Here is a 12126-nt window from a genome sequence, read left to right as displayed (position 1 = left end):
CAGCCCGATCGCGATCCCGGCCCCGATCAGCAGCGTCAGCAGCGTGCGGCCCATGGTCAGGCCTCCTTCTCGTGGGTTCCGGCGCCGGCCAGCTTCTTGCCGTACTCCTCCTCGCTGAGGTTCCGCCAGGCGGTCAGCGAGATGTCGGGGCGGTAGAGCTTCTCCGGGGGCGCGTCCGTGATGTCGACCATCCAGGCGTCCTGGCCGGAGAACTGGCCGTGGAACAGCCAGCGGATCGCGCCCAGGTACTTGCCGTAGAAGCGCAGGGTGTCCCAGCCCTCGGTGAAGTTGACCATCACGCCGACATAGCGGTGGTTGTCCTCGTCGACGGGGACATAGAACTCGTAGTGGATGAAGTTCGGGTAGGCGATGCGCAGCACGCCCGGCATGGACAGGGACGCGAAGCCGGGGAACTCCTGGGCCTCGATCGTCGGATTGATCTTGTCTGCCTTGCCGGTGTTGCCGATGTTGAAGGTTTCCTTCGGCGGCTGGAACTTCCACCAGCGTTTGTTGGACCAGCGGCCGACCCCGGGGAACTCCGCCTCCCAGTAGACCTCGTCCTGGACGCGGAAGATCCAGCGGCCCTTGGGCACGATCCGGGTGATGTTCCAGGTCGGCATGGGTTTGAACAGGCGCCAGAGTGCCGTGCGGTGCAGGTATTTGGCGTGGCCCTCGTCGAAGCCGTTCTCGCAGGCGAAGCGCCAGTTGCCGCCGCGCGGGTCGATCCGGCCGCCCATCACGAAGGCGTTGGAGACGAGCTCCTCCGGCAGCTGCGAGTCGATCGGGTGCGGTTCCTCGTCGGCGAGCGGGATGTAGACCCACACCATGCCGAGCCGCTCCTCGACCGCGTACGTGCGGACGGAGACCTTGCCCGTGAGCCGGCAGCCGGGTCCGTCGGTGATGACCGCGGCCAGCTTCCCGGTGGGCAGGTCGAAGGTCCAGCCGTGGTACGGGCAGCTCACCGTGCCGGGGAACTGCTGGTCGCCCTCGGAGAGCGGAACCCCTCGGTGCGGGCAGCGGTTGTGCAGCGCGTACGCCGTGCCGCCGTCCCGGATCAGGGTGATCTTCTCGCCACAGATCGTGAACGGGAGCGGTTTGTCCGTGATCTGGCTGGACCAGGTGACCGGGTACCAGTAGCCGCGGAAACCCGCTCCGGCCGCGTCGTAGTGGGGCCACGACTTCCAGTCCTGCCGGCCGGGCTCTGCCGGTCTGCGGCGGCTCCGGACAGGGGGTGGTGCGTCGGGCGAGTCCTCGACCGTCATCGTGCGTGTCCTCCTGCTGCCGGGTGAACGGTGATTGCGAGCATGCGGTGGACGAGGGATCCGTCCAAGGGACCTGTCCCGCTGAGCAGACCGCACTCGTCCGGGCGGTGGGGCCGGGCCGAGGACCCGGCCATGACCTGCGAGTCCCGCTCAGCGGACCTTCGTCGATGCGCCTTCGGCATCCCGCGTTCTACGGTGCGCCAATTCCAGGGCCCCATTCCGACGACTTGCCGCAACCCCTGAGGTGCCCCATGCAGACACCGTTCAGCACCCGACGCTTCCTCGCAGGCCCCGCAGCACTCGCCGCCATGCTTCTCACGCTCACCGCGTGCGGCGCGGGGACCACCGACTCGAACGCGGCCGCGGGCAACGACGCCGCGGGTCCCACGATCCGTATCGGCGTCGGTGTCGACGCCGCCTACACCCCCTTCTTCCTCGCCGACGCCGAAGGGCTGTGGGCCAAGCACGGCGTCAATGTGCAGCTCGTGCAGTTCGGGCAGGGCAGCGAGGGCGTCAACAACCTGATTGCCGGGCAGGTGCAGATGTCCGGGAACTCGGACACCACCACCATCAGCATGCTCCAGCAGTCCCCCGACCTGCGGTCCCTGCTGGTGTTCGAACAGTCCGGGGAGTATCTGAAGGTGGTGCTCGGGCCGAAGGTGACCTCCCCCGCGAAGATCCGCAAGATGGCCGTCGCCCCCGGACTGTCCGAGATGGCGGCGACCCGGTTCCTGGAGTCGAAGGACATCGATCCGAAGTCGGTCGAGTTCATCACCGCCGACCCGCCGGAGATCCCCGCCCTGATGAAGAAGGGCAACATCGACGCGTACGTGCTGTGGGAGCCGTGGCCCACCAAGGGCGTCGAGCAGGGCGGCAAGGTCCTGGAGACCACCGGTGCCTACGGGGTGACGTACGCCCAGTGGCTGCTGGCCAAGTCCGACTGGCTGAAGTCCAACACCGACACCGCCGTCAAGGTCGCCGAGGCCCTGGAGGAGGCGGCCCGGCTGACCGAGTCCGACCCGCAGAAGGCGGCCGAGGCGACCGAGAAGGCCGTGAAGGTCCCGACGGCCCAGACCGTGACCGCGATCAAGGAAATCGACTTCGGGGTACGTGACTTCACCGACGCGGACCTCAAGGGGTACGAGAACACGGCCCGGTTCGTCCTCGACAGCGGCAAGGTCAAGGCGAAACCCGATGTCACGGCGGTCGTCCAGCGCGGCTGGTTCACCGACAACGTGAAGGGATCCTGATGACGAAGGCGATCGAGACCGACCGCCCCGAAGCCGGGCTCGGCGACGGAAGCGGCGCGGCCCTGTGCGCCGACGGCGTCGGCATCCGCTTCGGCTCCTTCGAGGCCGTCCGGGACATCTCCCTCGACATCGCCGCCGGCGAGTTCCTCTGTCTGCTCGGCCCGAGCGGCTGCGGCAAGTCCACTCTGCTGTCCGCCATGGCCGGATTCACCACCGTGGACTCGGGCAGCCTCACGGTCGGCGGCGCGCCCGTCACCGGTCCCGATCCCGACCTCGGCATGGTCTTCCAGAGCAGCGAGGCCCTCTTCGACTGGATGACGGTCCGTCAGAACGTGCTGTTCGGGCCGAGGATGCGCGGCCGCTCCCGCGCGGTGCAGGCACAGTTGGCCGACGAATACCTCGGGCTGGTCGGACTGCGGCACTGCGCGGACCGGTTTCCCGGCCAGTTGAGCGGCGGCATGCGCCAACGCGTGCAGATCGCCCGGGTGTTGGCCAACGAACCGAACGTCGTCCTGATGGACGAGCCGTTCGGCGCGCTCGACGCGCAGACCCGGCAGGTCATGCAGGAGGAGACCGACCGCATCTGGCGCGCCTCCGGCTGCACCGTCGTCTTCGTCACCCACGACATCGACGAGGCGATCCTGCTCGCCGACCGCATCGCGGTGATGACGGCCGGCCCCGCGGCCTCCATCAAGAACGTCTACGCGGTGGACCTTCCGCGGCCCCGGGAGGAGTCCGACCCGGCCGCCGTGGAGCTGCGCCGCGCCCTGCGGCAGGACATCGGCGAAGAGGTACGCAAAGCCCTGCGCGACCAGGGCCTCGACACGGAGGGGGACGCACGATGACCGTCGTTGCGGCGGGCGCCACCGCCACGAGTACTGATCGCCGCGCGATCCGGACGGGCGTACGGACACTGCGCACCGCCGGCGTCTACATCCTGTCCGTCCTCGCAGGCGTCGGCATCTGGCAACTGCTGGCGATGAAGTACGGCCCCTCACTGGTCGCCTCCCCGAGCCAGACCCTGTCCGCCGCCCGGGAACTGGCGAGCGACGGCACCCTCACCAACTCGATCATCGCCTCCAGCCGCCGCATCCTGATCGGCTGGGGACTCGGCGTACTGGTCGGGGTCCCGGTCGGCCTGCTGGTGGGCCAGATCAAAGTCGTACGCCAACTCCTCGACCCGTACATCGAGTTCTTCCGCTTCATCCCGCCCATCGCCTTCGTGACCCTGGCCGTGGTGTGGCTCGGCATCGGGGAGTCGTCGAAGGTCGTCCTGATCTTCTACACGGCCGTCTTCATCGTCACCCTCAACACCAGCGCCGGGGTGATGGCGGTGAACGAGTCGAAGCTGCGGGCGGCGGCCAGTCTCGGCGCGGGCCGCCGGCAGATCCTCGTGGGGATCGTGCTGCCGTCGACGGTTCCGCACATCGTCACCGGGGCGCGCCTGGCCATGGGCAACAGCTTCCTGACCATCGTCTCCGCCGAGATCGTCGCCGCCCAGGTCGGGCTCGGCTCGCTGATCTGGACCTCCCGCAACTACGGGCGGATCGACTGGGTCTTCGTCGGCATCATCACCCTGGGCATCCTGGGGTTCGTGTTCGACCGGGTGCTGCGGATCGTGGCGTCCCGGGTCCTGCTTCGATATGGAGTGAAACTGTGAGTTCCGGGACCTCCCGCGCCCTGCTGCTCGACCGGTTCGGCTCGCTGCCGCGTCCGGTGGAGCGGCCCGTTCCGGAGCCGCAGCCCGGCCGCACCCTCGTACGGATGCGGGCGGCGCAGGTCGCCCACCTCGATCTCAACGTCGTGGACGGCAAGTTCGGGATCCTGCCCGACCTTCCGGCGGTACCCGGCACCACCGGCTGCGGAATCGTGCTCGCCTCGGACACCCACCCCGAGGGCAGCCTGGTCCGGCTCGGCGGCAAGGGCCTGGGCATGCGGCGGGACGGCTGTTGGGCGGAGCACGCGCTGGTGCCGGACGCGGCGGTGCAGGCGGTTCCGGAGGGCACCGACCCGGCGCTGGCCTGCAGCTACTTCTCGCCGGCGGGCACGGCCTGGGCGGCGGTCCATGTGGTCGCCGACGTCCGGCCGGGGGAGCGGGTGCTGGTGACCGGGGCGGCGGGCGCGGTCGGATCCCTGACCGTGCAGGTCGCCGCGCGCGCCGGGGCCGAGGTGATCGGCGTGGTCGGCCGCCCCGGCAAACTCGACCACGTCCCGGCCGCCGCCAAGCCCCTGCTGGCGGCGGACCTGTCGCCCGAGTCGGTGGGTGGCCCGGTCGACGTCCTCATCGACACGGTCGGCGGCCCGGTCCTGCGGGACGCCCTGCCCCTGATACGCCCCCGCGGCCGTGCCGTCCTGGTCGGCTACACCGCGGGCCGTGAGTTCGCCGTGGACCTCGCGGACTTCCTCCTCGCGGACGTCTCCCTGCTGCCGGTCAACCTGATGACCCGGGGCGCAGAGGTCGCGGCGGACGCGGAACGGCTGCTCGGCGAACTGCGCACGGGGGAGCTGACCCTGCCGATAGAGCGGTACGGCCTCGACGGGCTGGAGGAGGCGGTGGACCGGCTTCGCACCGGGGAGGCGATCGGCAAGGTGGTGCTGGAACTGGGCTGACCCCGGGCCGAGGTGCTGCCGGCCCTCAAGGGCGGGCAGCACCTCGGGCCGGACCTGTGCAAGACGTGGTCGTGCAAGACGTGGTCGACGGTGTCGATGAGACCGACAGGAGCTTGCCGTTCGGCGTGCGAAGGCGTCGTCCGGGAACCGTGTCAGACGGGTACGGCATCGCCGTCCCGCGGCGGGAGCACCACCGCATGGCCCCGGCAGCACACCACACCCTCCGGCCCACAGCGCTCCACCAGGTCGAGGGTGATCTCTCCGCCCACAGGGTCCACCGACCGCACTTCGCCCGTCACCACCAGGCGATCACCGGCGTACGCGGGCGCCCGGTTCTGCCAGCTCACCTCCCGTACCCGGCCGCCCGGGCCCACGAACTCTGCCGCGGCGCGGTGGAAGAGACAGCCGTGCAGCTGCGCCATGACGACCGGCCCGGCCAGCCCCTCGGAGCGGGCGAACTCGGTGTCGTAGTGGATGCGATGGGCGTTGCGGGTGACCGCACCGAACCGCAGCAGGGTGACGGCGTCCGGCGTCAGCTCGACCGGCTGTACGGACTGGACCTGATCGGTCATCGCACGATGAACCTTTCTGTGACCTCGACCAACGTGCCCTTCTCCGTGCCGTACGCCTTCTCGACCGTCAGCAGCAGGAACCCCGTGCTCTTGCGCTCGACGGCCGTCACGGCGCGCCGCACCTCGATCCGGTCGCCGACCCGCACCTCGCCCAGCCAGCGCACATGCTGGCCGCCGGCCATGAGGCGGACGTCGAGGCCGTCGGTGCCGGGGACCTCGTCCCGGTACATGCCGTCCGGCCGGAACTCCGCCGGATCCGCGCCGGGAGCCGCGCGCAGCAGACTCACGGCGTACATCGGATGGACCATGAAGTCGGCCCGGCCGGGATCGATCAGCCGCAGGTCGCTCTCCCCGGCCGCCCGCGCGAACTCGGCCGCGTCCTCGGCCCGTACGACCCCGAGCGACCGCTGTTCCCAGAGACCGGTCAACGCCCGGGCCCGTTCCTCCGCCGACTGCCACTCGGACATCCGCGGCCTCCCTTCGCTCGCTCGTGTCCGGGGGACGGTAGACGTACGCGGCGCACGACGGCCATGGACCCGGCTCGCTCAGCGGACCGAACCGCTTGGGCGGATCACCACCGCTGTCACACCATCGAGGGATGGACCTCATGGACATCCAGGCGCCCCCGGAGGGCACCTACGCGGAAGCGGACGGCGTCAAATACCACTACGTCGAGCTGGGGGAGGGCAGCCCCACCGTCTTCCTGCACGGCGGCGGCCCCGGGTGCACCGGCTGGTCCGACTTCGGGCAGGTGGCACCTCTGTTCGCCGCGGACCGGCGGTGCCTCCTCGTCGACATCCTGCAGTACGGGAAGTCCGCGAAGCCCGTCATCGAGGGCCCGATGTGGGACTACCACGCGGCCAAGACCGTGGCACTCCTCGACACCCTCGGCGTGGAGCGCGCCGACTTCGTGTGCAACTCGTGGGGCGGCACGATCGCGCTCAACCTGGCCGCCAAGTACCCCGAGCGCGTACGGTCGTTGGTGATCACCGGCAGCATGCCCGTCTTTTACGGGCCGCTCGCCCCCCTCCCGGAAGGCGGCCGCCGCGGACGCAACGCCCGAGACGTGTACTACGGCGGCACCGGCCCCTCCTGGGAGAAGATGCGCGAGCTGATCGCGCGCCTTGAGTGGTACGACGCCGACGCCGTCCCCGACGGCACGGTGACGCTCCGCTTCGAGCAGAGCCTGGACCCCGAGGAGACCGCGCTGGCCGGCGCCTCCGACAACCCGCGCGGCGACTGGCAGGACCTCACCGCCGAACTCGGCCGCATCGCCGCGCCGGTGCTCTTCCTGTGGGGCATGTACGACGCGTTCCTGACTCCGGACTACCCGCTGATGCTCGCCCGCATGGTTCCCAAGGGCAATCTGCACATCATGAGTGAGGCCTCGCATCATCCGCAGGAGGAGCGGCCTTACGACTACCACAGCGTGGTCAGCGGCTTTCTGAACCAGCGTTGAGCTCCGCTCGGCAGCAGTGATCAATCTGCGGGCCGGTGGGGGTTGATCGCGCAGTTCCCCGCGCCCCCTACGGGGCGCGGCACTGCACCGGAGCCCACACAGGCCGCTTGTATCCGACTGACCCTCCCGGAGGAAACGTGACCGAGCCGGCACCGCGTGTTGTCGAACTGTCCAGCCCGTTCGCCCGGTTCGCGGGGCGGCTGCTCGTCGGGCTCGGTCACGAGGTGGTGCTGGTCGAGCCGCCGGAAGGTGACGAGACCCGCCGGGAACAGGGCGGTGACGCGTTCGTCCACTGGCACGCCGGGAAGCGCTCGGTGACGGTCGACCTCGCCGCGCCCGACGGAACCGCACAGCTGCGCCGGCTGCTGCGGGGCGCCGACATCCTGCTCGACGGCACCGAGCACGGCGCGGAGGAGGCCACCGAGGGACTCGACCAGCTCGTGCACGTACGCGTCACCCCGTTCGGGCTGGTGGGACCCCGCAGCGACTGGCAGGGCACCGACCTCGTGGTGGCCGCCCTCGGCGGGATGCTCGCGCAGGTCGGCGATCCCGACGGTCCGCCGCTGCGGCTCCCGGAGAACCAGGCCGAGCAGCTCGCGGGCGTCAACGCGGCGATCGCCGCCCTGCTCGGCCTGCGAGCCCGGCGCCGCGGACCGGGACAGCTCATCGACGTCTCCGCGCAGGCGTGCGTGGCGGCGGCCCTGGAGGCCGGAACCCTCGCCTACCTGCACGAGGACCGGGTCCCGCCGCGCCCCGGCAGCGTCCATCCGCTGGTCCCGCACGCGCTGTTCCGCGCGGCCGACGGCCACCTCGGCGGCGGGCTCGGCGGCAGCCCCCGTATGTGGGACGCGCTGCTCGACTGGCTGCGCGAGGAGAACGCGGACGCCGATCTCGCCGAGCCGCGCTGGCAGGACCCGGTCGAACGCAAGAAGCACCAGGACCATGTCTTCAAGGTCGTCCAGGACTTCGTGGGCACCCGGCCGAAAGCCGAGTTCGCCCGGCAGGCCCAGGCAAGAAAGCTGCCCTGGGCCGCCGTCGACCTGCCCCACGAACTCCCCGACAACCCACAGCTCGCCGCCCGCGACTTCTTCACCCGGGTCACGACACCCGACGGGGAGCGGACCGACCTCGGCTTCCCCTTCGCGTTCCCCGAAGGCCGCCGCAGGACGGAACTCGTCGTGCCGGGCTTGGGCGACGACCAGAGCCTGCTCGACGAGCCGCCCCGCGCGGCACGTACGGCACCGGCGCACGACCAGCCCGTACGGCCCGCCCTGCACGGCGTCCGCGTCCTGGACCTGACCTGGGTGCTCGCCGGCCCGTACTGCACCAAGATCCTGGCCGACCACGGTGCCGAAGTGATCAAAGTCGAGTCCGCGGGCCGGCCGGACCCCACGCGGTTCGCACCCTTCATGCACCTGTCCCGGGGCCCTCACAAGGACCCGAACACCAACGGCTACTTCAACGAGGTCAACCGGAACAAGCAGAGCATCGCCCTGGACACCCGCACCGAGGAGGGCGTCGCCGTCCTGCGCGACCTCATCGCCCACTGCGACGTCGTCGTGGAGAACTTCAGCTCCACGGTCATGACCAAGCTCGGCCTGGGACACGAGGCGCTGCGCGCGATCAACCCGGACATCGTGTACGTCAGCATGTCGGGCATGGGGCACACCGGCCCGCGCAACGGCTGGGTGTCGTACGCGGACACCGTCTCGGCGAGTTCGGGGCTGACCGGGCTGACCGGCTGGGGTCCGGACGACGTGGTCGGGGTCATCTACGGCCACGGAGACATCGTGGCCGGCCTCCACGCGGCGCTCGCCACGATCGCCGCGCTGGAACACCGGGACGAGACCGGGCGCGGTCAGCACGTCGACCTGTCCCAACTGGAGGCGATCACGGCCCACATGGGCACGAGCCTCCTGCACGGGACGGCGGCGGGTCCGGCCGGGAACAGCCACCCGACGTGGAGCCCGCAGGGCGTGTACCGGTCCCTGGGCGCCGACCGCTGGCTGGCCGTCAGCGTGCGCGACGACACCGAATGGTCGGCCCTCTGCGAGGTCATCGGCCGCCCCGAACTCGCCACCGACGAGCGGACCCGTACCGCCGAGGCCCGCAGGCGTGAATCCGCGCTGGTCGACGGCGCGCTCGGCACCTGGGCCCGCACGATGTCCGCCGACGCCGCCGCCGAACTGCTCCAAGCCCGCGGCATCCCCGCCGGAGCCGTGCAGGACGGCCGCGAACTCGTGGAACACGACCCGCAGTTGCGGGCCCGCGGCTTCTACGTGAGCAAGGAGCATCCGGTGGCGGGAGCCTTCCTCCACGAGGGCGTGCCGATCACCCTCGCCCGTACACCAGGCGGCATCCGTGAACCCGCGCCCGTACTCGGCGCCGACACCGACGCGGTACTGCGCGATGTGGCGGGACTGACCCCGGAACGGATCCAACACCTGCGCGCCGACGGTGTGCTGAGGTGATCGGACACCCCGGTGCCGCGGTGGACGCCATGACCGTGCCGGGACTCCTGGCCGCGGCCGCCGAGGAGTTCGGCGACCGGGTCTTCCTGCGTGTGGGGGACGTGACACGGACGTACCGGCAGTCCCGGCGGGCCGCGGCCGAGATGGCGGGAGCCCTCGCGGCGCGCGGCTGCCGGCCGGGTGACCGCGTCGCCGTCATGGCCGGCAACCGGATCGAGTTCGTCGACCTGATCCTCGGCTGCGCCTGGCTCGGCGCGGTGCTGGTACCGCTGAACACCGGTCTGCGCGGCCAGGGACTCCGGCACATCATGCGCGAGGCGCGGCCGTCCTTCCTGCTCGCGGAGGCCGAGTCGGCGGACAGGGCCGTGGAGGCCGGCTTCCGCGGCACGCTGTGGATCCTGGGCGAGGACGACGTCCCGGCACCGGGTGAGGCCCCCGCGGTCCCGTCGGCCCCCGCCCGCCCTCAGGACACCGTCTTCGTCCTGTTCACCTCGGGAACCACCGGCACCCCGCGCGGTGTGCTCTGCCCCCATGCCCAGACCGTCTGGTGGGGCCGCAACGTCGCGGACTCGCTGCGTCTCACCGCCGACGACGTGCTCCACACGTGCCTGCCGCTGTTCCACACCAACGCCCTCAACACGCTCGCGCACGCCATGACCGTGGGCGCGACCTGCGTCATCGGGGAGCGGTTCTCCGCCACGCGGTACTGGGACCAGGTGGCCCAGAGCGGTGCCACCGCCGTGTATCTGCTCGGCGCGATGGCGCCCATGCTGCTGGCGCAGCCGCCCGGCCGGCACGACCGGGCGCACCGCGCCTGGCGGGGCCTCTCACCGGCCACTCCCGCCTCCGCGTGGCAGCCGTTCCGCGAGCGCTTCGGCGTCACCCTCGTCGACGGTTTCGGCTCCACGGAGACGAACCTCGTCATCGGATCGACCCCGGAAGCCCAACGCCCCGGCCGCATCGGCACGTTGTGCGACGGCTTCTCAGCCCGGGTGGTCGACGAACACCTCGCACCCGTCCCGGACGGCACGGCTGGTGAGCTGGTCGTCCGCAGCCACCGGCGATTCGCCTTCTCCACCGGCTACTTGGGCGCCCCTGAACGGCCTCCCGCCTCCTGGCGACGTACGGGCGATCGTGTGGTCCGCGAGCCCGACGGCTCGTACCGCTTCGTCGACCGGGTCAAGGACGTCATCCGACGCCGTGGCGAGAACATCTCCTCGTTCGAGGTGGAGTCGGCGGTCCGTTCGCATCCCGCGGTCGCCGATGCCGCGGCCTTCCCGGTGGCCTCCGAACTGGCGGAGGACGAGGTCATGGTGGCGGTGCTCCCGCGACCGGGGAGCGCCCTGGACCTCCACGACCTCGTACGTCACTGCGAGCGTGAGCTGCCCGCGTTCGCCGTGCCCCGGTTCATCGAGACCGTCCCGGAGTTGCCGCTCACCGAGACAGGCAAGGTCCGCAAGACCGTACTGCGTGAACGGGGCGTCACCGCCGGCACCTGGGACCGGGCCGCGGGGGTCAGCCCAGTTGTGAGGCCACAGCCCGGGTGATCGCCCGGGTGATGCGCAGGATGCCGGGGGAGCGGACCGGGCAGGGCCTGGGTGTCGTGGTGGTGGGGACCAGACAGAAGTGCAGGTAGTCGTCGTCGATGTGCAGGGCGGTCCGGCCGCTGCCCGGCTGGGTGCAGTACGCCGGGTGCTCGCGCTCGTACGCGGTGCACGGCAGGTACTGGGTCCAGGTGTAGCGGGCCGAGGCCGGGCTCACCGCCTTGCCGGCGTCCGCGAGCAGGTCCCCGGAGGCGGCGGCCTGCCGCTCGTAGATCGCGTTGACGCGGCGGACCCGGTCGGGCGTCATGGGGTCGGGACCCTGGAGCACCCAGACGACCTTCGGCCGGGCCCCGCCCGCCGCGCCCGCGATCTGGTCGGTCAGCCGCCGCGCGTCGGCGGTGTAGCGCGCGAAGTACTTGCTCTGCGCCTTGCCATGGGTGATGCCGTCCATGCACGGCGTGTAGCCCCACGCGTTGCCCCAGAACTGCAGCACCACGAAATCCGGCCGCAGCGTACGCACCAGTGCGGCGGCCTTGTCCTTCGGCGGCACGAGCGAGTCCTTGCCCGTGCCCTCCAGGTAGTCGCAGAGGGTGGTGCCCGAGTAGGGGGCGCTGGTGTAGCGCGCCTTCAACTCGTCGCGCATCAGGCCGCCGAGGACTTTCTGGTTCTCCATGGCGAGGGAGTCGCCGAGGTAGAGGACGGTGGGGCGGGTGCGCTGTGCGGGTGCCCCGGCCGCGGTACTGGCTCCGGTGCTGTGCTCGGTGTTCGGCTCGGCCTCGGGTTTCGGCTCGGCCCCGGTGTCGGTCCCGGGCGTGGCGGCCGGCCGCTGATGCGTGGTCGAGGATGCCCTGGGTGCCGAGGGGACGGGCGCAGCGGACTCGGGGCCGGACGAGGGGTCCCCGCAGGCGCCGAGCAGGAGTAACCCGGCCAGCACCCCGGCCATCCACGGCTTGCGCAT

The 12126-nt window shown here is 71.1% G+C and carries 11 protein-coding genes; 7 read left to right on the top strand and 4 right to left on the bottom strand.

Features of this window, described 5'->3' with window-relative positions; translation table 11 throughout:
• Positions 1-56: 56 nt before the first annotated feature.
• A complete protein-coding gene (locus ACFWXQ_RS39410; RefSeq protein WP_386270298.1) occupies positions 57-1262 on the bottom strand; it encodes a Rieske 2Fe-2S domain-containing protein in 1206 nt (401 codons plus the stop codon).
• A gap of 251 nt (positions 1263-1513) precedes the next feature.
• Between ACFWXQ_RS39410 and ACFWXQ_RS39405 the strand changes: the two genes are divergently transcribed.
• The 4 genes from ACFWXQ_RS39405 to ACFWXQ_RS39390 are packed head-to-tail and all read left to right on the top strand — an operon-like array spanning position 1514 to position 5122.
• Positions 1514-2512, top strand: coding sequence for an ABC transporter substrate-binding protein (locus ACFWXQ_RS39405; protein ID WP_383939192.1), 999 nt, complete (start codon positions 1514-1516; stop codon positions 2510-2512).
• Positions 2512-3357 carry an ABC transporter ATP-binding protein gene (locus ACFWXQ_RS39400; protein ID WP_383939195.1) on the top strand — a complete coding sequence of 282 codons (846 nt, stop codon included), beginning with the start codon at positions 2512-2514 and terminating at the stop codon, positions 3355-3357. Before ACFWXQ_RS39405 ends, ACFWXQ_RS39400 begins: the two co-directional genes overlap by 1 nt.
• Complete coding sequence (locus ACFWXQ_RS39395) at positions 3354-4172, top strand: ABC transporter permease (RefSeq protein ID WP_383939198.1); 819 nt, start codon at positions 3354-3356, stop codon at positions 4170-4172. Before ACFWXQ_RS39400 ends, ACFWXQ_RS39395 begins: the two co-directional genes overlap by 4 nt.
• Positions 4169-5122: a zinc-binding alcohol dehydrogenase family protein gene (locus ACFWXQ_RS39390; RefSeq protein WP_386270297.1), complete on the top strand. Its 954-nt coding sequence runs from the start codon at positions 4169-4171 to the stop codon at positions 5120-5122. The genes ACFWXQ_RS39395 and ACFWXQ_RS39390 overlap by 4 nt, the downstream gene beginning before the upstream one ends.
• 152 nt (positions 5123-5274) lie before the next feature.
• Here ACFWXQ_RS39390 and ACFWXQ_RS39385 read toward each other — a convergent pair whose 3' ends face one another.
• Both ACFWXQ_RS39385 and ACFWXQ_RS39380 read right to left on the bottom strand, forming a co-directional pair.
• A complete protein-coding gene (locus ACFWXQ_RS39385) occupies positions 5275-5694 on the bottom strand; it encodes an acyl dehydratase (protein ID WP_383939205.1) in 420 nt (139 codons plus the stop codon).
• Positions 5691-6161, bottom strand: a complete 471-nt coding sequence (locus ACFWXQ_RS39380) for a MaoC family dehydratase N-terminal domain-containing protein (protein ID WP_383939208.1) — start codon at positions 6159-6161, stop codon at positions 5691-5693. Before ACFWXQ_RS39380 ends, ACFWXQ_RS39385 begins: the two co-directional genes overlap by 4 nt.
• A 131-nt stretch (positions 6162-6292) precedes the next feature.
• On the opposite strand from ACFWXQ_RS39380, the gene ACFWXQ_RS39375 reads away from it, so the two are divergent.
• The 3 genes from ACFWXQ_RS39375 to ACFWXQ_RS39365 all read left to right on the top strand — a co-directional run bounded on the left by ACFWXQ_RS39375 (position 6293) and on the right by ACFWXQ_RS39365 (position 11171).
• Entirely contained in the window at positions 6293-7153 is an 861-nt protein-coding gene (locus tag ACFWXQ_RS39375; protein WP_386270296.1) for an alpha/beta fold hydrolase, read from the top strand.
• Between the two features lie 137 nt (positions 7154-7290).
• Positions 7291-9624: a CoA transferase gene (locus tag ACFWXQ_RS39370; protein ID WP_383939214.1), complete on the top strand. Its 2334-nt coding sequence runs from the start codon at positions 7291-7293 to the stop codon at positions 9622-9624.
• Positions 9621-11171, top strand: coding sequence for an AMP-binding protein (locus tag ACFWXQ_RS39365; RefSeq protein ID WP_386270295.1), 1551 nt, complete (start codon positions 9621-9623; stop codon positions 11169-11171). The genes ACFWXQ_RS39370 and ACFWXQ_RS39365 overlap by 4 nt, the downstream gene beginning before the upstream one ends.
• Here the strand turns inward: ACFWXQ_RS39365 and ACFWXQ_RS39360 are convergent.
• Positions 11140-12126: an SGNH/GDSL hydrolase family protein gene (locus ACFWXQ_RS39360; RefSeq protein ID WP_383939220.1), complete on the bottom strand. Its 987-nt coding sequence runs from the start codon at positions 12124-12126 to the stop codon at positions 11140-11142. The two genes, ACFWXQ_RS39365 and ACFWXQ_RS39360, sit on opposite strands and share 32 nt — an antisense overlap.

It is taken from the genome of Streptomyces sp. NPDC058697 (assembly GCF_042715345.1).
GTDB lineage: Bacteria > Actinomycetota > Actinomycetes > Streptomycetales > Streptomycetaceae > Streptomyces > Streptomyces liliifuscus.
This window is presented reverse-complemented; position numbering and strand designations above follow the sequence as displayed.